The organism is Blastococcus tunisiensis (assembly GCF_900112815.1).
GTDB classification, from domain to species: Bacteria; Actinomycetota; Actinomycetes; order Mycobacteriales; family Geodermatophilaceae; genus Blastococcus_B; species Blastococcus_B tunisiensis.
In genome coordinates, this window is the sequence record NZ_FOND01000029.1 from 18,613 (window position 1) to 39,172 (window position 20,560).

General features: G+C 74.5%; 24 protein-coding genes. 11 read left to right on the top strand and 13 right to left on the bottom strand.

The window, feature by feature from the left end:
• Positions 1–175: 175 nt before the first annotated feature.
• From BM142_RS22770 to BM142_RS22785, 4 genes are read left to right on the top strand one after another with little or no spacing between them, the layout of a single operon-like run.
• Positions 176–1,369: a CaiB/BaiF CoA transferase family protein gene (locus BM142_RS22770; protein ID WP_092203601.1), complete on the top strand. Its 1,194-nt coding sequence runs from the start codon at positions 176–178 to the stop codon at positions 1,367–1,369.
• Positions 1,366–2,205 carry a citryl-CoA lyase gene (locus BM142_RS22775; RefSeq protein ID WP_092203604.1) on the top strand — a complete coding sequence of 280 codons (840 nt, stop codon included), beginning with the start codon at positions 1,366–1,368 and terminating at the stop codon, positions 2,203–2,205. Before BM142_RS22770 ends, BM142_RS22775 begins: the two co-directional genes overlap by 4 nt.
• A gap of 10 nt (positions 2,206–2,215) precedes the next feature.
• Positions 2,216–3,187, top strand: coding sequence for a quinone oxidoreductase family protein (locus BM142_RS22780; RefSeq protein WP_092203606.1), 972 nt, complete (start codon positions 2,216–2,218; stop codon positions 3,185–3,187).
• 56 nt (positions 3,188–3,243) lie between these two features.
• Positions 3,244–4,107, top strand: a complete 864-nt coding sequence (locus BM142_RS22785; protein ID WP_092203608.1) for a dioxygenase family protein — start codon at positions 3,244–3,246, stop codon at positions 4,105–4,107.
• A 102-nt stretch (positions 4,108–4,209) separates the two neighbouring features.
• Here BM142_RS22785 and BM142_RS22790 read toward each other — a convergent pair whose 3' ends face one another.
• The 3 genes from BM142_RS22790 to BM142_RS22800 all read right to left on the bottom strand — a co-directional run bounded on the left by BM142_RS22790 (position 4,210) and on the right by BM142_RS22800 (position 6,603).
• Positions 4,210–4,407, bottom strand: coding sequence for a hypothetical protein (locus BM142_RS22790; RefSeq protein ID WP_092203655.1), 198 nt, complete (start codon positions 4,405–4,407; stop codon positions 4,210–4,212).
• Between the two features lie 148 nt (positions 4,408–4,555).
• A complete protein-coding gene (locus BM142_RS22795) occupies positions 4,556–6,241 on the bottom strand; it encodes a ribonuclease J (RefSeq protein WP_092203610.1) in 1,686 nt (561 codons plus the stop codon).
• 158 nt (positions 6,242–6,399) lie between these two features.
• Positions 6,400–6,603 (bottom strand): cold-shock protein, encoded by a 204-nt coding sequence (locus tag BM142_RS22800; RefSeq protein WP_089334648.1) that lies wholly within the window; start codon positions 6,601–6,603, stop codon positions 6,400–6,402.
• 343 nt (positions 6,604–6,946) lie between these two features.
• Here BM142_RS22800 and BM142_RS22805 point away from each other — a divergent pair, with 343 nt between their 5' ends.
• On the top strand, positions 6,947–7,522 hold the full coding sequence (locus tag BM142_RS22805; RefSeq protein WP_092203657.1) for a class I SAM-dependent methyltransferase: 576 nt from the start codon (positions 6,947–6,949) through the stop codon (positions 7,520–7,522).
• Here the strand turns inward: BM142_RS22805 and BM142_RS22810 are convergent.
• The 3 genes from BM142_RS22810 to BM142_RS24775 form a co-directional block, all read right to left on the bottom strand.
• A complete protein-coding gene (locus BM142_RS22810; protein WP_092203612.1) occupies positions 7,467–7,988 on the bottom strand; it encodes a hypothetical protein in 522 nt (173 codons plus the stop codon). The two genes, BM142_RS22805 and BM142_RS22810, sit on opposite strands and share 56 nt — an antisense overlap.
• A 91-nt stretch (positions 7,989–8,079) precedes the next feature.
• Positions 8,080–8,865 carry a class I SAM-dependent methyltransferase gene (locus tag BM142_RS22815; protein WP_092203614.1) on the bottom strand — a complete coding sequence of 262 codons (786 nt, stop codon included), beginning with the start codon at positions 8,863–8,865 and terminating at the stop codon, positions 8,080–8,082.
• A gap of 51 nt (positions 8,866–8,916) precedes the next feature.
• The gene (locus tag BM142_RS24775; RefSeq protein ID WP_175527416.1) at positions 8,917–9,060 is read right to left on the bottom strand and encodes a hypothetical protein; all 144 of its coding nucleotides are present in this window, start codon (positions 9,058–9,060) and stop codon (positions 8,917–8,919) included.
• 326 nt (positions 9,061–9,386) lie between these two features.
• On the opposite strand from BM142_RS24775, the gene BM142_RS22820 reads away from it, so the two are divergent.
• Positions 9,387–9,848 carry a winged helix-turn-helix transcriptional regulator gene (locus BM142_RS22820; RefSeq protein WP_092203616.1) on the top strand — a complete coding sequence of 154 codons (462 nt, stop codon included), beginning with the start codon at positions 9,387–9,389 and terminating at the stop codon, positions 9,846–9,848.
• Here the strand turns inward: BM142_RS22820 and murD are convergent.
• From murD to BM142_RS22840, 4 genes are all read right to left on the bottom strand, one after another.
• On the bottom strand, positions 9,835–11,133 hold the full coding sequence (gene murD / locus BM142_RS22825; RefSeq protein ID WP_092203618.1) for a UDP-N-acetylmuramoyl-L-alanine--D-glutamate ligase: 1,299 nt from the start codon (positions 11,131–11,133) through the stop codon (positions 9,835–9,837). The genes BM142_RS22820 and murD overlap by 14 nt on opposite strands.
• Positions 11,108–12,427: a MurL-like N-terminal domain-containing gene (locus BM142_RS22830; protein ID WP_092203620.1), complete on the bottom strand. Its 1,320-nt coding sequence runs from the start codon at positions 12,425–12,427 to the stop codon at positions 11,108–11,110. Before BM142_RS22830 ends, murD begins: the two co-directional genes overlap by 26 nt.
• 99 nt (positions 12,428–12,526) lie before the next feature.
• Positions 12,527–13,006: a DUF5313 family protein gene (locus BM142_RS22835; RefSeq protein ID WP_254791183.1), complete on the bottom strand. Its 480-nt coding sequence runs from the start codon at positions 13,004–13,006 to the stop codon at positions 12,527–12,529.
• 89 nt (positions 13,007–13,095) lie between these two features.
• Positions 13,096–13,566 carry a heme-degrading domain-containing protein gene (locus BM142_RS22840; protein ID WP_092203622.1) on the bottom strand — a complete coding sequence of 157 codons (471 nt, stop codon included), beginning with the start codon at positions 13,564–13,566 and terminating at the stop codon, positions 13,096–13,098.
• Between the two features lie 104 nt (positions 13,567–13,670).
• On the opposite strand from BM142_RS22840, the gene BM142_RS22845 reads away from it, so the two are divergent.
• From BM142_RS22845 to BM142_RS22865, 5 genes are all read left to right on the top strand, one after another.
• Positions 13,671–14,294 carry a DUF2975 domain-containing protein gene (locus BM142_RS22845; protein ID WP_175527417.1) on the top strand — a complete coding sequence of 208 codons (624 nt, stop codon included), beginning with the start codon at positions 13,671–13,673 and terminating at the stop codon, positions 14,292–14,294.
• A complete protein-coding gene (locus BM142_RS22850; RefSeq protein WP_254791184.1) occupies positions 14,291–14,536 on the top strand; it encodes a helix-turn-helix domain-containing protein in 246 nt (81 codons plus the stop codon). Before BM142_RS22845 ends, BM142_RS22850 begins: the two co-directional genes overlap by 4 nt.
• Positions 14,537–14,645: 109 nt before the next feature.
• Complete coding sequence (locus tag BM142_RS22855; RefSeq protein WP_092203626.1) at positions 14,646–15,626, top strand: ATP-binding cassette domain-containing protein; 981 nt, start codon at positions 14,646–14,648, stop codon at positions 15,624–15,626.
• Positions 15,623–16,459, top strand: coding sequence for an ABC transporter permease (locus BM142_RS22860; protein ID WP_092203628.1), 837 nt, complete (start codon positions 15,623–15,625; stop codon positions 16,457–16,459). Before BM142_RS22855 ends, BM142_RS22860 begins: the two co-directional genes overlap by 4 nt.
• Before the next feature lie 54 nt (positions 16,460–16,513).
• Entirely contained in the window at positions 16,514–16,696 is a 183-nt protein-coding gene (locus BM142_RS22865) for a PspC domain-containing protein (protein ID WP_092203630.1), read from the top strand.
• Positions 16,697–16,706: 10 nt separating this feature from the next.
• Here the strand turns inward: BM142_RS22865 and BM142_RS22870 are convergent, their stop codons facing one another.
• The 3 genes from BM142_RS22870 to BM142_RS22880 form a co-directional block, all read right to left on the bottom strand.
• Positions 16,707–17,105 carry a nuclear transport factor 2 family protein gene (locus BM142_RS22870; protein WP_092203632.1) on the bottom strand — a complete coding sequence of 133 codons (399 nt, stop codon included), beginning with the start codon at positions 17,103–17,105 and terminating at the stop codon, positions 16,707–16,709.
• Between the two features lie 148 nt (positions 17,106–17,253).
• Positions 17,254–17,472 (bottom strand): hypothetical protein, encoded by a 219-nt coding sequence (locus BM142_RS22875; protein ID WP_092203634.1) that lies wholly within the window; start codon positions 17,470–17,472, stop codon positions 17,254–17,256.
• A 318-nt stretch (positions 17,473–17,790) separates the two neighbouring features.
• Positions 17,791–20,520: an ATP-binding protein gene (locus BM142_RS22880; RefSeq protein WP_092203636.1), complete on the bottom strand. Its 2,730-nt coding sequence runs from the start codon at positions 20,518–20,520 to the stop codon at positions 17,791–17,793.
• Between the last annotated feature and the right edge of the window lie 40 nt (positions 20,521–20,560).

The following is a 20,560-nucleotide window of genomic DNA, read 5'->3' on the forward strand; positions in this document are numbered from 1 at the left end:
AACGGGTGCGATGCAGGTCACCCTCACGGGCCGGCGCCGGACTGTCAAGGGGGGAGGCCTCCCATCCGGAACGCCGCCGCCGTCCCGGTTGACAGCGCCCGCCGGGCGTGAAGAGACTGCAGGGCGCATCCGCGGACGCCCGTCCGTTACCGCTGGCCGAAGGGAACGCGACACGATGACTCCAGGACCGGCCGCCGGGGCGGGAACGGGCCGCGGGCCGTTGTCCGGCATCCTCGTCGCCGACTTCTCCCGCATCCTCGCCGGGCCCTACAGCACGATGCTGCTGGCCGACCTCGGCGCCGAGGTGGTGAAGGTGGAGGGCCCCGCGGGCGACGACACCCGCACCTGGCAGCCACCGGTGCGCGAGGGGGTGGCCACCTACTACCTCGGCGCCAACCGCAACAAGCGGTCGGTCGCCCTCGACCTCAAGGACCCGGACGACGCGGCGCTGGCCCAGGAGCTCGCCCGCCGGGCCGACGTGTTCGTGGAGAACTTCAAGCCCGGGGGCCTGGGCCGCTTCCGGCTGGACTACGACAGCGTGGCGGCGGTCAACCCCGGCGTCGTCTACGCGTCGATCAGCGGCTTCGGCAGCGGGCCGGGGGGCGCCCAGCTGCCCGGGTACGACCTGATCGTGCAGGCGATCTCGGGCTTCATGAGTCTGACCGGCGACCCGGACGGCGAGCCGTACCGCGCCGGCGTCGCGCTGTTCGACGTCATGGCCGGCCTGCACGCGACGATCGGGGTCCTGGCGGCGCTCAACCACCGGCGCGAGACCGGCCGGGGCCAGCACGTGGAGGTCAACCTGCTGTCCTCGGCGCTGTCCGGACTGGTGAACCAGACCAGTGCCTACGTCGCCGGCGGCGTGGTGCCCTTCCGGATGGGCAACAGCCACCCGAGCCTCTTCCCCTACGAACCGCTGCCCTGCGCCGACGGCGACCTGATCGTCACCGCCGGCAACGACGGTCAGTTCCGCAAGCTGTGCGGGGTGCTCGGGCTGCCCGAGCTGGTGGAGGACCCGCGGTTCCGCCACAACGAGGACCGGACGGCCAACCGGGACGAGTTGCGCCCGCTGCTGGTCGAGCGGCTGCGCACCCGCTCGAAGATGGACTGGTTCCGCGACATCATCGGCGCCGGCGTGCCGTGCGGGCCGATCAACACCATCGACCAGGGCGTCGCCTTCGCCGAGGAGATCGGCCTGGACCCGGTGATCACCGCGGGCGAGGGGGACGCGGCGGTGCCCTCGATCCGCAACCCGATCACCTTCTCCGCCACCGCCGCCGACTACCGGCTGCCCCCGCCGGGCCTGGACGAGCACGGCGCCGAAATCCGGTCCTGGCTCAGCACCCCGGCGGAGGAGGGGCGACCGTGACCGACCAGCCGGTGTACCCGACGGCGCTCGGGGCGGCGAGCCTCGAGACGATCACCCTGCTCGGCACCGACCTCGCCCGGGACGTCATGGGCACCGTCGGCTTCGGCGAGCTGTCCTTCTGGCTGGCCACCCAGCGCCGTCCCACGCCCGGCGAGACCCGCGTGTTCGAGGCGGTCCTGGCCGCCCTGGCCGACCACGGGTTCACCCCGACCGCCATCGTCACCCGGCTGACCTACCTGTCGGCGCCGGACTCGATCCAGGGCGCGCTCGCCGCGGGCCTGCTCGGCGGCGGTTCCCGGTTCCTGGGCGTCACCGAGGACTGCGGCCGGTTCCTGCACGACGTCCTGGCCCGGACCGACGGCGGGCTGCCCACGGACGACGCCGGCTGGGACGCGCTGGCGCTGGAGACGGTGACCGCCCAGCGGGCCGCGGGACGCTTCGTCCCCGGCCTCGGCCACCACGTGCACAAGCAGGGCGACCCGCGGACGCCACGGCTGATCGAGATCGCGACGGAGGAGGGATTGGTCGGCCCGCACCTGTCGCTGTTCACCGCCATCGGCCGGGTGCACGAGCAGGTGCTCGGCAAGCGGCTGCCGCTCAACGGAGCGGGCGTGTGCGGAGCCGCGCTGGCCGACCTGGGGCTGCCGCTGGAGCTGCTCCGCGGGTTCGCCCTCCTCGCGCGCACCGCCGGCCTGATCGGCCAGCTCGCCGAGGAGCTGCGCCACCCGGTGGCCAACGACGTGTTCCTCTCGGTCGACCTGAACAACCGGCCGGTCGATCCCGACCCGTTCGAACCCGCGCCGCTGCCGGCGGCCGGGGGCGACGCGAGCGCCTGAGGAGGCCGACGTGCGCGCTGCCGTCCTGTCCACGCCGGGGGAGGCCCCGGTCCACGCGGAGCACCCCGATCCCGCGCCCGCCGCGGGCCGCGCCGTCGTCCGGGTGACCGCCGCGCCGATCGTGCCGCTGGACCAGCTCGCGGCCTCCGGCACCTCCTACTTCGGCCGCCCCGCGGTCCCCTACGTGCCGGGGGTGCAGGGCGTGGGCGTGGTCGAGGAGTCGGCCGCACATCCGGCCGGGACCCGCGTCTGGTTCGCCACGAGCGCGGGCATGGCGCCGGGCGACGGCAGCCTGGCCGAGCGCTGCACCGTCGCCGAGGCCGACCTCGTGCCCGTGGACGTCGACCTGCCCGACGCATCCCTCGCGGCAATGGGGCTCTCGGCCGTGGCCGCGTGGATGGTGCTCGCGGACCGCGCCCGGCTCGCGCAGGGGGAGACCGTCCTCGTCCTCGGCGCGGGCGGCGCGGTCGGCCAGGCCGCGATCGGTGCCGCCCGGGTGCTCGGCGCGGGCCGCGTGGTCGCGGTGTGCCGGTCGACCGGTGCCCAGGAGCGGGCCCGCCGGCTGGGTGCCGACGCGGTGGTGCCGCTGGAGGGCGACGTCGACGCGCTCACCGGCCGGTTCGCCGACGCGTGCGGCGGCCGGGCGGACGTCGTCGTCGACCCGGTGTTCGGGATCGCGGCCACCGCGGCCTCCCGCGTGCTCGCCGACCACGGGCGCCTGGTGAACCTCGGCGGCGCCTCGGGAGACGTCGCGGAGTTCTCCTCGGCCGTGCTGCGCAGCCGCTCGGCGGACGTGCTCGGGTACACGAACAACGCGCTGACCCCGGCCGAGCGGGCCGACGCGCTCGCCTCGGTGGCCCGGCACGCCGCGCAGGGGCGGATCTCGGTGGCGCACGAGGTCCTGCCCCTGGAGGCGGTGTCCGAGGCCTGGACCCGCCAGGCCGAGGGCCGGGCCGCGGCGCGACTGGTCCTGACACCCTGACCCGACCGTTCCGCGGCCGGCGCCCGCCGACCGCACCACCACCGCAGGAGGAAGCCGTGCAGCTGGTCACCGAGGAGAACATCACCGACCTGGCGGTGGAGCGCTGGGCCACGGCGAAGGACCCGCGCCTGGCGGAGCTGATGACCGCCCTGGTCCGGCACCTGCACGAGTTCGCCCGCGAGGTCCGGCTGACCGAGGCGGAGTGGATGGCGGCGATGCAGTGGCTGACCGCCACCGGCCAGATCAGCAACGAGAAGCGCGAGGAGTTCATCCTCGCCTCCGACGTCCTCGGCCTGTCGATGCTCGTCGTCCAGATGAACCACAGGCTGGACCCGGCCGCCACTCCGGCGACCGTGCTCGGCCCGTTCCACATCGAGGGCTCCCCGGACCTCGGGTTCGGCGGCGACATGTCGCAGGGCCTGGCCGGGGTGCCGCTCTTCGTGCACGGCACCGTGCGCGACCTCGGCGGTGCGCCGGTGCCGAACGCGGTGCTCGACGTCTGGCAGGCCGACGACGAGGGCGTCTACGAGGCCCAGCTGGGCGAGGTCGACGAGGCACGCCTCCGGGCCAAGTACGCCGCCCGCGAGGACGGCCGCTACTGCGTCCGCACCATCGCACCGAAGGGCTACACGATCCCCATGGACGGGCCGGTCGGCGACCTCATCGGCCGCACGGCGATCAGCCACTTCCGCCCGGCCCACATCCACTTCCTGATCAACGAGCCCGGCTTCGAGCCGCTGATCACCCACCTGTTCCAGGAGGGGGCGGAGTACCTCGACAGCGACGTCGTGTTCGGCACCAAGCAGGAGCTGGTGGTCCGGTTCGAGGAGCGGGAGCCCGGCCCCACGCCCGACGGCGGGTCGATCGACGTGCCCTGGATCGAGGCGCGGTACGACTTCGTCCTGCAGCGCCAGGCCTGATCTCCCCGTCGGGGACGGTCGCACCGTCCCCGACGGGTGACTGCCGTGCGGAACGGCTCAGCGGCCGGGGGCACCGTCAGCGCCGCGAGGGCGCCGGGCCGGTCACCGCTGCTGGCGGCGCGCGATGAGGACGAGGACGCCGAGGACGGCGACCAGCGGTGCCCACGGCGGCAGCCCGAGCGGGCCGAGGACGAGCCCGGCCACGAAGATCAGCAGCTGGAACCCGACGATGAAGGCGACGAGCACCACCACCCAGAAGAGGACGGGTCGCTCCATCTGCAGCTGGCGCAGGTAGTCCACTGACCACTCCTCGATCGTCGGTGCCGGTCCCACGGGGAGCATCGGCAGCACGGGGGTGCAGCTGAAGGCGGGCCCAGATCCAGAACGCTGCGCCCGCGGCCGGCGTTCCCGCCCCGGCGGGGTCACCCCCTCGGGACGGGACGCCGGCTCAGGCGTCGATGACGATCGGGATGATCATCGGGCTCCGCCGGTAGGTGCGGTGCGCCCACTGGCCGACGGCGCGGGAGATCAGCTGCTCCAGCTGCGTCGCCCCGCCCACGCCCTCCTCGGCCGCCTTCGCCAGCGCCTTCTCGACCAGGGGGACCACGGCGTCGAAGGTCCGCTCGTCGTGGACGAAGCCGCGGGCGAGGAAGTCCGGCGGCTCGGCCAGCAGGCCGGTGTCGGCGTCGACGATGGCGACCACGGTGATGACGCCCTCCTCGGCCAGGTTGCGCCGGTCCTTCAGGTGCGTCTCGGTGGCCCCGCCGACGGTCTGGCCGTCGACGTAGACGTTGCCAGCCTGCACCTTGCCGGCGATCCGCACCCGGCCGTCGACGAGGTCCACGGCGAACCCGTCCTCGGCCACGACGACCCCCTTGGGGTGCACCCCGGTCCGGATCGCGAGCTCGGCGTTGGCCTTCAGGTGCCGCCACTCGCCGTGCACCGGCATCACGTTGCGCGGCTGCACGACGTTGTAGCAGTAGACGAGCTCGCCGGCGCTCGCGTGCCCGGAGACGTGCACCTTCGCGTTGCCCTTGTGCACCACGTCGGCGCCCCAGCGGGTGAGCTCGTTGATCACCCGGTAGATCGCGTTCTCGTTGCCGGGGATGAGCGAGCTGGCCAGCAGCACCGTGTCGCCCTCGGTGATCCGGATGACGTGGTCGCGGTTGGCCATCCGGGACAGCGCGGCCATCGGCTCGCCCTGGGACCCGGTGCAGATCAGGCAGACCTGGTTGGCCGGCAGCTTCTCCAGGACCTTCATGTCCACGACCAGGCCGTCGGGCACGTTCAGGTAGCCCAGGTCGCGGGCGATGCCCATGTTCCGGACCATCGACCGGCCCACGAAGGCCACCTTGCGGCCGTGCGCGTGGGCCTGGTCGAGCACCTGCTGGATCCGGTGCACGTGGCTGGCGAAGCTGGAGACGATCACCCGGCGGGGCGCGGTGCGGAAGACCTTCTCGATCGCCGGGACGAGTTCGCCCTCCGACGTCGTGAAGCCCGGCACCTCGGCGTTGGTGGAGTCGGTGAGGAAGAGGTCCACGCCCTCCTCGCCGAGCCGGGCGAAGCCGCGCAGGTCGGTGATCCGGCGGTCCAGGGGGAACTGGTCCATCTTGAAGTCGCCGGTGTGCAGGACCAGCCCGGCCGCGGTGCGGATGGCGACGGCGAGCGCGTCCGGGATCGAGTGGTTGACGGCCAGGAACTCCAGCCCGAAGGGACCGAAGTCGACCAGGTCCTCCTCTGTCACCTCCACGGTGACCGGCCGGATCTTGTGCTCCTTGAGCTTGGCCTCGATGAACGCCAGCGTCAGCTTCGAGCCGACCAGCGGGATGTCGGCGCGCTCGCGCAGCAGGTAGGGCACGCCGCCGATGTGGTCCTCGTGGCCGTGGGTCAGCACGATCGCCACGACGTCGTCGAGCCGGTCCCGGATCGAGGTGAAGTCCGGGAGGATCACGTCGATGCCCGGCTGGTGCTCCTCGGGGAACAGCACGCCGCAGTCGACGACCAGCAGCTTCCCGCGGTGCTCGAACACCGTCATGTTCCGGCCGATCTCGCCGAGGCCACCCAGGGCGGTCACGCGCAGGCCGCCGTCGGTCAGTGGTGGCGGGGTGCGGAGCTCGGGGTGCGTGCGACTCATGGCGTGAACGTTACGGCGCCCCCCGGACGGCCCCGCACCCGCGCGCCGGAAGGGTCCCGGAAAGGCGCGGTCCGCCCGGTGCGGTCGACGTCGGACCCGGGCCGGGAAAGCAGAACGGGGGCCACGGCGCGATGCGCCGTGACCCCCGTCCCGATGGATCAGATGGGGCGAACGTTCTCCGCCTGGGGGCCCTTCTGGCCCTGCGTGACGTCGAACTCGACCTGCTGGCCCTCGTCGAGCGACTTGTAGCCGTCCGAGACGATGGCGGAGTAGTGGCAGAAGACGTCGGCGCCGCCGCCGTCCTGGGCGATGAACCCGAAGCCCTTCTCCGCGTTGAACCACTTCACAGTGCCCTGAGCCATGCTGTTCTCATTCCGTGCTGGGGGTGTCCGGACCAGCTAGTGCCGGTCCTCGGGTCGCTGCACCACCGGCAGGACCGAGAGGAACGTCAGGCAGAAGACGACTGCGGACGTTCAAGAACGAAGCAGAGGCACAACAGCGACCGAGGAGAACCCTACGCTGTCCGGCGCGATCGTGGGGACGTCGGCTCCCACCAGCGTGTTTCCGACCGGTCGCGTCACCCGTCCGGGGAGCGTCCGGGAGGGTGGCGCGGGCGCCGCAGGGCTGCATCGCGGCGTCGTCCGTGCCATCGTGCTGCGGAGAGCCGGGCACCGGACCCGCTCCACCGGGCTCCGGAAGGGCTGCATGAACCAGCAACTGGCCGATCGGCTCCGCTTCCTCCGCGCGTTCGTCGCCAACCCGCGCCAGGTCGGCGCGATCCTGCCCACCTCACGGCTCGCCGTGCGCGACATGCTCGACATGGCGGACGTGCCCGGCGCCTCCCTGGTGGTCGAGCTCGGCGCGGGGACGGGGTCGCAGACCGGCGAGGTCCTCGCCCGCATGGGTCCCGACGCGCGGCTGGTCGCCCTGGAGATCGACCCGCGCCTGGCGGAGGTGTTGCGCGACCGGTTCGACGACCCCCGGCTGCAGGTGGTCTGCGACTCGGCCGAGAACCTCGGGGAGCACCTGGGCGGGGAGCGGGCCGACGTGCTGGTGTGCGCCCTGCCGTTCACCTCGCTCGAGCCGGGCCTGCGCCGGCGCATCCTCCAGGCCATGCCCGCCGCGCTCGGCCCTGACGGCGTGGCGCTGGTCATCCAGTACTCGCCGCTCATCCAGTCCGAGCTGCACCGGCTGTTCACCTCGGTGCGCCGCCGCATCTCGCCCTTCAACGTGCCGCCGGCGTTCCTCTACGCCTGCCGGTCGCGCCCGGACGCCGGCTGAGCCCGTCGGGAGCCGTCAGGGCGAGCAGGACGCCGATGGTTCCGCCGACCGTCGCATGCCCGACGACCCCGCGCAGGTGGCTGACCAGGGGGTAGGACGTGGCCATGGGCAGCGCGGTGCCCTCGTCGACGACGAGGAAGGCCATCGCGCCGACCGCCAGGCCGGCCGGCACCGGCCGCCAGCCGCGCTCGACGAGCCCGGCCGCGATCACCCCGTAGGTGACGCCCAGCGTCCGGTGGACGGCGACCCCCACCCGGCCGGCAGCGGCGGGGTCGAGCTCCCGGCCCGCCGCGGCACCGAGTTGCGTGCCGAGCTGGACCAGGGCGCCGCCGGGGGCGAGCTCCTGCTCGCGACGCCGTGAGGCCTCGCTCTGGCGGCCGTGGAACACCGTCGTCACGGCGTCCATCGTGCGGCTGGCGACGTATCCCGCGAGAGCCCCGGCGACTATCGACCGGTGGTTGCCCATGACGGTGCCCTCCTTCGGCGGAGACGCCCACTGTCCCGGATCCGGCCGCCGGCCGGAAGCAGTCCGGTCGTCGTGCCCGCCGGTTTGCGGCTCAGGGTGCCGAGCCCCGCACGGCCCAGGCCCGCGCGGTCAGCCGGATCGAGCCGTCCTCCGCCGCGGGCAGCCGGTTCCGGACGCCGTCCCGGACGGAGTCCCGATCGGCCAGGGGCAGCGATGCCAGGTGGGCGGGTGCCGGTCCGGTGCCGCCGAGGAACGGGGACCAGAGGTCCTCGAGGTCCCGGAACGTCGTCGGGACGACGATCGCCGTCGTCCGGACGTCGGTCAGGCCGGCCGCGGTGAACACGGCGCGCAGCGCGCCGGGGCGGCAGAATCCGAACCGTACCGCCTCGTGCGCGGCCGGATCGGCGAGGCCGAGCTCCGTCACGGTGTCCCAGTAGGCGCTCATCAGCTGCATCCCGGCCGGGTAGTCCCAGACGTACGCGGCGACCTCACCTCCGGGCCCGACCGCCCGGCGCAGCTCGCCCAGGGCCGCGGTGCGCTCGGCCACGAAGTTCAGCATCAGCCCCGAGACGGCCGCGTCGAACGAGCCGCTCCCGACCGGCAGCGCCCGTGCGTCCCCGGCGCCGAACCGCGCGCGGGGGTCCTGGACGGACCTCCGCGCGGAGGCGAGGAAGCCGGGGGAGGGGTCCACGCCCAGGACGGTGGTCGGCGCGGCGGCGGAGAGGACGGCCTCGGTGAGTGCGCCCGTGCCGCAGCCCACGTCCAGCCACCGGGCGCCCGGGGACCGGTCGAGCCAGCGGACGAACTCGGCCGCGACGGGCCGGCTCCACCGCCCCACGTAGGCGTCGTAGCGCGCACCGCTGGACCAGACGTCCATGCCGCCCGACCGTAGCGGCGCGACGCCCCGGCGGGCGGGCCTTGCGCGCGGTCAGCGGCGGGCGGACAGCGTGGCGATCTCGTGGGCCGACTCGACCGTGGGGGCCGAGGCCAGGGCGCGGGCGAGCGCCCGCTCCTCGCGTAGGTGGCGCCGGGCGGCGCGACGGGCGGCGAGGGAGGTGTGCAGGCGGGACATGGCGGTTCCTTCTTCTTCTCTCAGTGGTGAGCGGTCGCGAGGAGGGAGTCCGGCCGCGCGGACGCGGATACCGGCTCCGAGGGCAGCGGACCCGTGACGGTGAGGACGTCGACGTCGACGTCGAGCGTCACGGCGCCCGCCAGGCGCTGTTCTCGGCCGACCGTGTGCGACAGACGGCAGTTCCAGCGGCCAGAACTGCCGACCGCCGCACGGCGTTACCTGCGGAGACAGCGCGATGTCCATCCCGGCCTCCTGGGTTCGTAGAACGAACTGTGCTCCTCCGTTTAGGGTTCGTCAAGTGAACCCAGCCCGGTTAGACTCCCGGTGTGAGCGACGCCTCGTTGGACCGGTCCCGCTGCTCGGTGGCCGGCACCCTCGCCGTGGTCGGTGAGAAGTGGAGCCTGCTCGTGCTGCGCGAGGCGTTCCTCGGCGTCCGCCGGTTCGCCGACCTCCAGCGCAACCTGGGCGCCCCCAAGGCCGTGCTGACCGACCGCCTGGCCACGCTCGTGGAGCAGGGCATCCTGCACCGGGTGCCCTACCAGGCCGAGGGCGAGCGTCAGCGGCACGAGTACCGGCTGACCCCCAAGGGGATCGACCTCTATCCGACGCTGGTGGCGCTCATGCAGTGGGGCGACAGGTACCTGGCCGAGGACGGCGTCGCCCCCCTGGCGCTGGAGCACCGCGGCTGCGGGGCGCCGGTGCACCTGGCCCTCGTCTGCGAGGACGGGCACGCGCTCGCCGGCGCGCGCGAGGTGCGCCCGCGCCCGGCAGCCGTCAGCTCCCGCTGAGCGACTCCACCGTGCGCACGAAGTCGTCCGCACGCTCCTGGTAGTCGCGGTAGCGGCCGAAGCTCGGCGCGGCGGGGGACAGCAGGACGACGCCGTCCGGCCGCGCCCAGTCGAAGCCGGAGCGCACCCCTTCGGCCAGGTCCGCCACCTCGCGCACCTCGACGTCCGGCGCCCCCGCCTGCAGCGCCGCGGCGATCCGCGCCCCGCTGTCGGGCAGGCAGATCGCCACCAGGTCGGCGCGGCCGGTGAGCCCGTCGGCCAGCGGCGCGTAGTCGATGCCGCGGTCGTGGCCGCCGACGAGCAACGCCACCCGCCGCCCGCGGAAGGCCTCCACGGCGGCCAGGGTCGGCAGCACGTTGGTCGACAGGCTGTCGTCCACGAAGTCCACGCCGGCCACCCGGCCGACCGGGCGCAGCCGGCTGCCCAGACCGGCGAACCCCGTCGCCGCGGACGCGATCCGCCCGTCGTCGTCGGCTCCCGGGACGCCGAGCTCGACCAGCGCGGCGCGGGCGACCAGCGCGTTGCGCACGTTGTGCTCGCCCAGCAGCCCCAGGCCGCCCGTCCAGCCCGGGTCGTCGGCGGCGTGCACCCAGGTCACGGCGGGGCCGAGCAGCTCGGCGTGCGCGCGCACCAGCGGGCTGTCGCCGTCCGCGACCACCCGCCGGACCCCGGGACGCCGGCACAGCGAGAGCTTGTCGCGGAAGTAGTTCCCGGGGCCGCCGTGCCAGTCCAGGTGGTCCTCGCTCAGCGAGGTCACGGCCACGACGGCTGGGCCGAGCGTCACGTCGGTGGCCTGGTAGCTGGAGGTCTCCACCACCCACCAGTCGACGTCCTGCGGTGCCTCCGGGTCCCAGGGCGCCGTCCCGAAGTTGCCGCCCAGCAGCACCCGCTGGCCCAGCCCGGTCACCAGGTGGCCGGCGATCGCGGTGGTGGTGCTCTTGCCCTTGGTCCCGGTGATGCACAGCACCCGGTCGCGGTCGGCCTCGGCGAGCCAGAGGCCCAGCCCGCCGGTGACCGGCACGCCACCGGCCTCGAGCGCCCGGAGATCCTCCCGGGTCCGGGAGATGCCGGGGGACTTCACCACGACGTCGCAGGAGGCCAGCGCCTCGAGCCCGCCGGCCCCGGTGTTCACGACGTCGGCGGTGGCCGGCCGGTCGTCGACCATGACCCGCGGGGTCACGCCGAGAGCGGCCAGCTTCCGGAGGTTCGCCCGGCCCTCGACCCCGAGCCCCCAGACCCCGACCGCGCGGTCGCGCAGGTCAGACCAGGAGATCGTCGGCGGCATACGGCGCTTCGATGAAGTGCTCGCCCATCGGGGCGAAGTAGCGGTCGGCCGGCGCAGGTGCCGGTGGCTGCTCGGCGCGCAGCTGGGCGAGGACGGGGTTGCCGGCGCGGTCGGGCCGGGCGGCGGCCAGCTCCAGCGCGACCCGGCACTCGCCGACGTCGCCGACGCACTCGAACGGCTTGGTGGCGGCGGTGTCGCCGAGCAGCCCGCGGAACCGCGGCAGCATCTCCGTCCGGTCCAGCGGTTCCCGGCCACCGAAGACGGCGCGCAGCTGCTCGGCAGGGAGGAACGGCGCCAGGATCAGGTCGATGAAGGCGCACTTGTCGCACTCGCCGCACCAGGCCGAGGCGCGCAGGGCCGGGTCGACGTGGAAGGCGCGGTTGCAGCTGCGGAACACCGGGTGGTACTCGGGAAGCTGCGCGAACCGCTCGGCGACCCACAGCTCCGAGTAGGGCCGCAGCGCCGAGAAGTAGCGGAAGCCGGGCAGCACGGCGCCCAGCAGCGTGCGGAAGCCGGACTCGAAGTCCAGCGACTTCGAGTACTGGTGGTTGATCCCCCGCCCGTCCACCTCGATCGTCGGGGAGGAGGCGGACCACTCGTTGCTCATGATCACCGCGCTGCGGGAGTCGAGCACGGCGGCGAGGACGGCGATCGCGGAGAGGACCCCGGTGACCGGGACGTGCCCGTTGAGGAACCCGAGCTCGCGGCTGCGCAGCACCTGCGGGTCCAGCGTGCGGCTCGCCCGCACGATCGGCAGCCCGGTGACGGCCGCGGCGTCCTCGATCGGGTCGAACCGGCCGACGATGAAGAGGCTGCTGTCCGGGAACTGCTGCTTCGTCTCCTCGACGACCACCACCGAGTCGATGCCCCCGCCGAACGGGATCAGCGGCCGCTCCTCGGGCAGCTGCCAGGGCACCGGCTCGGCCAGGTCGGGGCGACCGCCGACGATCTGCAGGTCGTCGATGGGCAGGTCGTTGACGTAGCTGAACTCGCCGAGGCCCTGGACGTAGAACTCGCGCAGGAAGGCGATCTCGTCCGCGGTGACCGGGGTGTCGCCGAGATCGATCACCGGCGGCGCGGCGGTCTTGTAGTAGGAGATGCCGCTCAGCAGGAACAGGACGCGGGCCGCCGCGGCGACACCCGGTGAGCCCCAGTCGAGGTCTCCCGGGAGGTGCACGACCTCCCGGAAGGGCCGGCCGTCGAGGGAGTACCGCGAGGTGACCTCGCCGGTGGCGGGGGAGATGTCCACGCCCTCGTAGGTGAACCTCTCGCCACGCCGGTCATCGCGCTTCATCGCCGACGAGCCTACCCGCCGGGTGCCACCGCTCCGGGCGCGCGGCGGGCCGCCGCGCAGGTCAGGACGCCCCGGGGCGGCCGGACGGCGGACGGGCGGTCAGCGCCCCAGCCGGGCGCGGTAGCGCTCGGCCCGGCGGCCGGCGGCGGCCCGGCGGCGCACGCTCTCCTCGACCTCGCGTGCCTGCGCCGCCCGGTCGCGGGCGGCCGTCGCCGTGCCGGCCGGGTACCCGGCGCGCACCACCCGGTTCTCGGTGGTCTCCGGCATGTACGCGACGGAGAAGAACAGCCCCAGGAAGACCCCGCCCAGCGCGGCCATGCCGCGGATCCAGAACTCGCCGGGGACGAGCAGCAGCACCAGCGCGATCGGCACGGCCAGCTGGGTCATCGACCGCAGCACGTGCCGCACCGCCCAGGTGCGGGTCGTCGTGTCGTGCAGGACCCAGGGGGCGAACCGGGCCGGGAGTCCGCCGCCCAGGGCGTACCAGATCCAGCGGAACGGGTCGGGGCGCACGACGTCCTTCGCCGGCCCGGCCACCGGCCCGACGTCCGGACCGGGCTGCTGCGGCGACCCGCTCACCGGTGCTCCGGGGGCAGGCGGGTCGGCGGGCGGCACGTCCCCAGCGTACCGGCGGCCGGCGCGCCGACCGGTCGCTCGGGCAACCGGCGTCAGCCGCCGAGCCGGTCCCGGAGGGCGCCGACGACCAGCCGGTGGTCCTCGACCTGGGGCAGGCCGGACACGACGACGACACCGATCGGGCCGACCTCGCGCACGAGGAGCGGGAAGGCGCCGCCGTGGGCCGCGTAGCGGTCCGGGTCCAGGCCGAACTCGGCCTCGAACGTCGTCCCGCGCTCGATGCTGTCCTGGCGCACGAACAGGCTGCTGTGGCCAAAGCGGTTCACCACGCGCCGCTTGCGGCGGATCCAGGAGTCGTTGTCGGGCGTCGCCCCGGGCAGCGCCGCGTGGAAGAGCTGGTGCCGGTTGCGGGTGATGTCCACGGCGACGGGCAGGTGGTCCGCGCGCGCCGTGGCGACCAGGGCGGAGCCGAGTTCCCAGGCGTCGTCGGCGGTGAACCGGGCGAACTGCAGTTCCTCCTCCTCGGCGGCGAGCTGGGCGAGGGTGGGAGCGGCGTCGGTCATCCCCCCTTCCTACCGGCCGGGCGGTCACGGCGAACCCGCGTCCCTCACCTTCCCCGGCGTGGAGCGCTTCCCCTGGCATAACGACTGTCGATATGGTCCCCGCCATGCCGACGACGAAGCCGCTGCTGGGCCCCCGTGCAGCGGGTGCCTACGCAGTCGTGCTGGCGCTGGTCTCCGCCGGGGCGGCCCTCGTCGCAGCCGTTCTCCTGGTGCAGGGGCTCATCCGGGACGCCGCCGACGTGTGGGTCGACCTGAGCGACCGGGTCCGGCTCGACCTGGACGACCGGCTCGACCTCCCCGAGGGTGCGACCCTGCTGGGCAACCTCATCCCGGTCCGACTGCACGTCCCGGACCTCCCCCTCGGGCTGCGGCTGCTGGCGCAGTCGGGCGACGTCGTGCTGTTCCTCGCGATCGCGACGGGGGCGCTGGCACTCGCCCAGGTGCTGCGGACCGTGCGGACGGGACGGCCGTTCGCACGGCGCAACCCCACCTGGCTGGCTGTGGTGGCGGTCGCCGTGGTGGCCGGGGGAATCCTCGCGCCGGTGCTCCGCGAGGCCGCCGCGGTGGCCGCGCTCGAGCACCTGGGCGTCCTCTCGGACGGCTCCCGGTTCACGGTCGTCACCTCGTTCTCCCTGGCGCCCGTCGCCCTCGCCGTCGTGATCCTGGGCGTCGCCGAGGCGTTCCGCCGTGGCGCGGCGATGGCCGCCGACGTCGACGGGCTCGTGTGACCGGAGGCGACACCGACACCGGTACCACCGGTCACCGCATCGTCTGCCGGCTCGACGCCGTGCTGGCCGACCGGGGGATGACGCTCGCCGAGCTCGCCGACCGGGCCGGGGTCTCGGTGGTGAACCTCTCCGTGCTGAAGAACGACCGGGCGCGTGCCGTCCGCTTCTCCACCCTCACGGCGGTCTGCGACGTCCTCGCCTGCCGACCCGGCGACCTCCTGGACATCGCGCCCCGCGGCTGACCGGATCCGCGCGCTGTCGGGCAGGAAAGTCGGTGGCGACCGCTCAGTTCGGCGAGCACCCTGCGTCTGACAGGGGACAGGAGTTGCGGGGGCGAGGGGGAGGAGACCGATGACGACGCACGCACCGCTCGCGATCGAGGCCACCGGGCTGGTGAAGTCCTTCGGGGCCACGCAGGCGGTCGCCGGGGTCGACCTCGCCGTGCCCGAGGGATCCATCTACGGGGTCCTGGGGCCCAACGGCGCGGGGAAGACGACGGTCATCCGCATGCTGGCCACGCTGATCCCGCCCGACGCGGGCAGCGCCCGGGTGCTGGGGCACGACATCCGCACCGAGGGCGACGCCGTCCGGAGCCTGGTGAGCCTCACCGGCCAGCTGGCCTCGGTCGACGAGGAGCTGACCGGCCGGGAGAACCTGATCCTGCTCGGCCGGCTGCTCGGGCTGTCGCGCCCGGGCGCCCGGACCCGGGCGGAGGAGCTGCTGGAGGCCTTCGGCATCGCCGAGGCGGCCGGCCGGCTGGTGAAGCACTACTCCGGCGGCATGCGGCGCAGGCTCGACATCGCCGCCAGCATCGTCGTGACGCCGCGGCTCATGTTCCTCGACGAGCCCACGACCGGCCTGGACCCCCGCTCGCGCGGGCAGGTGTGGGAGATCGCGCGGGCGCTGCAGGCGGGTGGCACGACGATCCTGCTCTGCACCCAGTACCTGGAGGAGGCCGACCAGCTGGCCGACGGGATCGCGGTGATCGACCGCGGCCGGGTGATCGCCGAGGGCACCCCGGCACAGCTCAAGGCCTCGGTCGGTGCCGGCGGGCTGCACGTGCGGCTGCTCGACCCCGACCGCCGCCCCGACGCCGCCGGCATCCTGGAGCGCGTCGTCGGCGCCGTCGTCCTCGAGCCCGACCCGGCCGCGCTGTCGGTGGCCTGCTCCGACGCCGCCCTGGCCGCGGACGGGGTGGCCGCACTCGCCCGCGCCGGCGTGGGCATCGCGGAGTTCTCCCTCGGTCAGCCCAGCCTGGACGAGGTCTTCCTGGCGCTCACCGGTCACCTGGCCGAGGAGCGCGACCCGACCCTCGAGGAGCAGCCGTCATGAGCACCGCCACCTCGACGACCGGCGGCGCCGACACCGCCGCCGTCCGCCAGGCCATCGCGACCACCGCCCGGCCGCCGCGGCCGGGGCCGCTGTCGACGGCGCTGACCTTCGGCTGGCGCGGCATGCTCAAGGTCAAGCACGTCCCCGAGCAGCTGCTGGACGTGACCGTCACCCCGGTCATGTTCCTGCTGATGTTCACCTACCTGTTCGGTGGCGCGATCGCCGGCTCGACGAGCGCCTACCTGGACTACACGCTGCCCGGTCTGCTGGTCATGTCGGTCCTGTTCACCACCGTCTACTCCGGCGTCTCGCTCAACACCGACCTGACCAAGGGCGTCGTCGACCGCTTCCGCTCGCTGCCGATCTGGCGGCCGGCGCCACTGCTCGGCTCGCTGCTCGGGGACAGCGTCCGCTACGTCATCGCCGGCACGGTGATCATCACCGTGGGGGTCGCCCTGGGGTACCGCCCCGACGCCGGCGTGGGCGGCGCGGTCGCCTCGCTCGCCCTGGTCGTCGTCTTCTCGTTCGGGCTGTCGTGGGTGTTCTCGGTGCTCGGGCTGCTGCTGCGCTCGCCGAACGCGGTGATGAACGCAGGCTTCATGGGGATCTTCCCGCTGACGTTCCTGTCCAACGTCTTCGTCGACCCCGAGACCCTCCCCGGCCCGCTGCAGGCCTTCGTCGACGTCAACCCCATCTCGATCCTGGCGACGGCCTGCCGGTCGCTGATGGACGGCACCCCGGACGGCGAGGCGATCGTCGTCGCCCTGGTCGTCGCCGCGGTGCTGGCGGCGGTCTTCCTGCCGATCACGACGCGGCTCTACCGCAGCCGCTGACCGGCCCGGCCGGGCGCGTGTTCGCCCGGCCGGACCGCGGGTACGGGGCACGGCATGGCATCGACACTGGTCAGGCCCCGGTCCGGCAAGGTCATCGCGGGAGTCTGCGCGGCGCTGGCCGATCGCTTCGGCCTCTCCCGCGGGCTCATGCGCGTGGCCTTCGTGCTCTTCGGTCTCTTCGGTGTGGGCGAGCTCGTCTACATCATCCTGTGGATCATGATCCCCAAGGCGCCGTGACCGGCGGGGATCAGCCGCGGGGCAGCGGCGTCGAGGCGGGCAGCGGCGTAGAGGCGTAGGCCAGCAGCTGCCACTCGCCGGTGTCGCGCGTCCACACCGCCAGGGCGAGCACGTCGAGCGTCTTCGGCGTCCCCTCCACCAGCAGGTCGGCGTCCATCCGGCCCACCACGACGGCGGTGTCGCCGAGGACGTCGACCCGCTCCACCGGGTGGTCCAGGCGCGAGTAGTCGTAGTACCCGTTCTCGATCTTGGCGAGGTACTCGGCCTTGGTGTCGCGCACGCCGCTGGAGTGCGCGTAGCTGAGTCGGTCGTGGAACAGCCGCTCGAGCGCGGGCAGGTCCGGTCCCAGCAGCGCCTCGTAGCGGCGGTCCTCCGCGGCCAGCACCTCGGCGACGACGTCGTCGCTCATCGCGTCCCTCGGAGCGCAGTCATGGGCGGAACCGTAGCGGCCCGGCCGGTCCCGCGCGTCCCGGCGTCCTCGCGTCCGGTCCGCCGCCCGGTGCTGGGGCTGCGGGCCGTCACCACGGGATCGCCGAAGGCGGCCCTCGGCCTCCTCGCTACCGCGCCCGCCGGCACCGGACGACGAGAAGGGCCCGCACCGTGCCGGCGAGCAGGAGGACGCCCGACGTCCAGCCGGCGATCTCGGCCCCCTCGGTGAGCGACGTCCCGAAGCCGGCGTCGACCATCCCGGCGAGCCAGGTCCAGACGGCGTGGCCGATCACGTAGCCGAGGACGACGACGAGCAGCACCGGCACGGCGAAGAGGAAGACGAACACCGTGCGGTCTTCGGCGCCGGCGGCCGGGGCGGATGCGCGGGAACGGCGACACCCGATGCCTCGCCCTCGGCGCCGGGGTGTCGGGGCTAGACGCGGGCGGGTGTCTCCGGCTCGTCGGCGTCGCGGTCGTCGTCCTCCACGATGACGGGGGCGAGCCGCCCGACGTGTCCAGAGACGTCCTGGACGTCCACTTGCGAGACTGTGCGGAGTCGCACATGCTGTCCTCGGGCGGAGCCCCGGGGACACCAGGGTTGCGCTCCGCCCGCCAAACGTCGGAGGCCGCCGCAGCGGACGCACGCAGGGACCTGCCCGATCGGCTCAGGTCCGCTCCGTGAGGCGGCTGGAGAGCGCGGCCCGGGAGGACACCCCGAGCTTCTGGTAGACGTGCCGCAGGTGGTACTCGACCGTCTTGGGACTCAGGAAGAGCGCGGCGGCCGCCTCCCGGGTCGTGCGGCCACCCGCCAGCAGGGTGGCGATCTGCAGCTCCTGCGGTGTCAGGTCGCCGACCGTGTCGGCCCCCCGTCGCTGGGCCGTCTCGCCGGTCGCCCGCAGCTCTCCCGCAGCCTGCTCGGCCCACGGGGCGGCGCCGAGGGCGTCGAAGGTGTCCAGTGCCGCGCGGAGCTGGACGCGGGCGTCCACCCGACGCCGCGCCCGCCGCAGCCGTGCGCCGTAGGCCAGCTGCGTCCGCGCCAGCTCGAACCGGTCCGGCGTCCGCTCGTGGAAGTCGAGCGCCCGGGCGAACTCACGATCGAACTCCGGATCCTCGCAGGTCAGGGCCACGGCCCGGGCAGCCCGGGCGAGGGCCCACGGCTGGCCCTTCTCGGCGGCCCGGGCGGCATGGCGGGCCGCCTGCGCACGGGCCTCCCCGGTGCGGCCCAGATGGACCATCGCCTCGGCCAGCTCCGGGGCAGGGGACAGATCGACGTCGACCAGTCCCACGCCGGCGAGCAGCGCGTCGAGGCGCCGAAGGTGCTCCAGCGCCTGCTGCGGCCGGCCGAGGGCGAGCTCCAGGCCGCCCAGCGCGGACAGCGACCACACCTGGAAGGTCGCCAGGTGCCGGGGCGCGCAGATCTCCAGCGCCTCGGCGGCGTGCGCCCGGCAGGCGGCCTCCCGGCCCAGGCGGGCCTCCAGCCACGCCAGTCCTGCGAGGCACGCGGCGAGGTCCGACGTGGAGCCGGTCTCCCGGGCGAGCTGGATGCCCTCGGTGTAGTTCACCTCGGCGAGGTCCCACCGGTCGTCCGTGGCCTGGTCGCGGGCGATCAGGAAGAGCAGGAACGGCAGCCCGCCCAGGTCGCTGCGCCGCCGGAGATCGTCGACGACGGTGGTGACGACGTCGCGGCCCGTGCCGCGCTCGCGCAGGAACAGCACGCCCAGCACCAGCCAGGGTGCCAGCCGCGGGTCCCGCAACAGCGGTCCCTCGGGACGCAGCAGCCGGACGGCGCGGCGGATCCGCTCCGGCCCCCCGTGCCCGGTGAGGACGCCGGCCCCGCCTGTCGCCACGGCCGCCGTCCACCGGGCCGGCTCGGTGACGGCCCGGTAGACGAGCCGGTCGATCCGGGCGGCGGCGTCGGCCACGGTGGCGATGTCGGCCAGGATGAAGCAGGCGAGGATGGCGTCGGCCAGCAGCAGGATCGCCGTGTCGGGATCGGTCGGCGCGCTCAGGTCCGCAGCCGCCATGAGCTCGTCGCGGGCGCTCTCCACCGAGCCCGTGCGGGCGGCGATCGTGCCGCGCAGCCCCGATGCGCTGACCCGCAGCGCCGGCGGCTGTGGCAGCTCCTCGGCGCGCGCCAGCAGCGCCGTCGCCTGGCCGGCCAGGCCCGCGCGCCACGCGGAGTCGGCCGCGGCGACCAGCCGGTGGACGGCTCCGGCGGGCTCCGGGCTCAGCCGGGCCGCCCGCTCCGATGCGGTGGCCGCGACCGCATGGGCGCCGCGGTCCCGGGCACGGGCGGCCGCGGCGTCGAGGACCAGGGCGGTGTCCTCGTCCGGGCCCAGGGCCGCCTCGGCCAGGTGCCAGGCCCGCCGGTCGACGTCGTCCTCGGGGAGCGCGGCGGCGACGGCGCGGTGCACGTCGCGCCGGAGGCCGGGGTGCGCCTCCGACCACACCGCCGAGCGCACGAGGTTGTGGCGGAACGCGACGACCCCGGCGGCGACCCGCAGCAGTTCCGCGGCCTCGGCCTCGTCCAGCACCGCGGCATCGATCCCGAGCAGCCCGCAGGCCCGCGCGACGACGGCGAGGTCGGCACCGCCGACGGCGGCGACCAGCACCGCGGTGCGCGCGGGCGCGGACAGCCGGTCGGCCCGCAGCGCGAAGGCGCGGGCGATCCGGGCCGGGACGGGGACCGGCGCACCCGGCGGCAGGGACTCCACGAGCGGCACGTCGTCGACCAGTTCCAGGAGGGCCAGGGGGTTGCCGCCCGTCGCCTCGTGCAGGCGCGCCGCGACGGAGCTGCCGAGTCGTCGCCCCGTCGACGTCAGCAGCTCGCCGGAGGCGGCGGGGGAGAGCCCGCCGACGTGCAGGACGGGGAGGCCGGCGTCGGTGAGGGCCGACGGTCGCCCGTCGCGGACGGCGGCCAGGAGCACCACCGGGTCGGCCGTCAGCCGCCGCGCGGCGAAGACCAGCGCCTGCGCCGACGGCTGGTCGAGCAGGTGCGCGTCGTCCACCAGGACCACGAGCGCGCCGTCCTCGGCGAAGCGGCTGAGCAGGCTCAGCGTCGCGGCGCCGACGGCGAAGCGGTCGCTGCCGGTCCCGGGTCGCAGCGCCAGGGCCGACCCCAGGGCCTCGGCCTGCGGGGCAGGGATCCGGTCCAGGTGCACCAGCGCCGGCCGGAGGAGCTGCAGCAGCGCGCCGAAGGGCACCTCGGTCTCGGACTCGGTGCCGGTCGCGCGCAGCACCTGCATGCCCGCGGCCGAGGCGGCGGCGTCGTCGAGCAGCGTGCTCTTGCCGATGCCCGCGTCGCCGGTCAGCACCAGGACGGCGCTCTGCCCCACCCGCGCGCCCGACAGCAGGCCCGCGATCAGGGATCGCTCGCGCTCGCGACCGAGCAGCATCCGCCGAGTCTAGGGAGATCCCAGGGGGGTGCCCTGATGC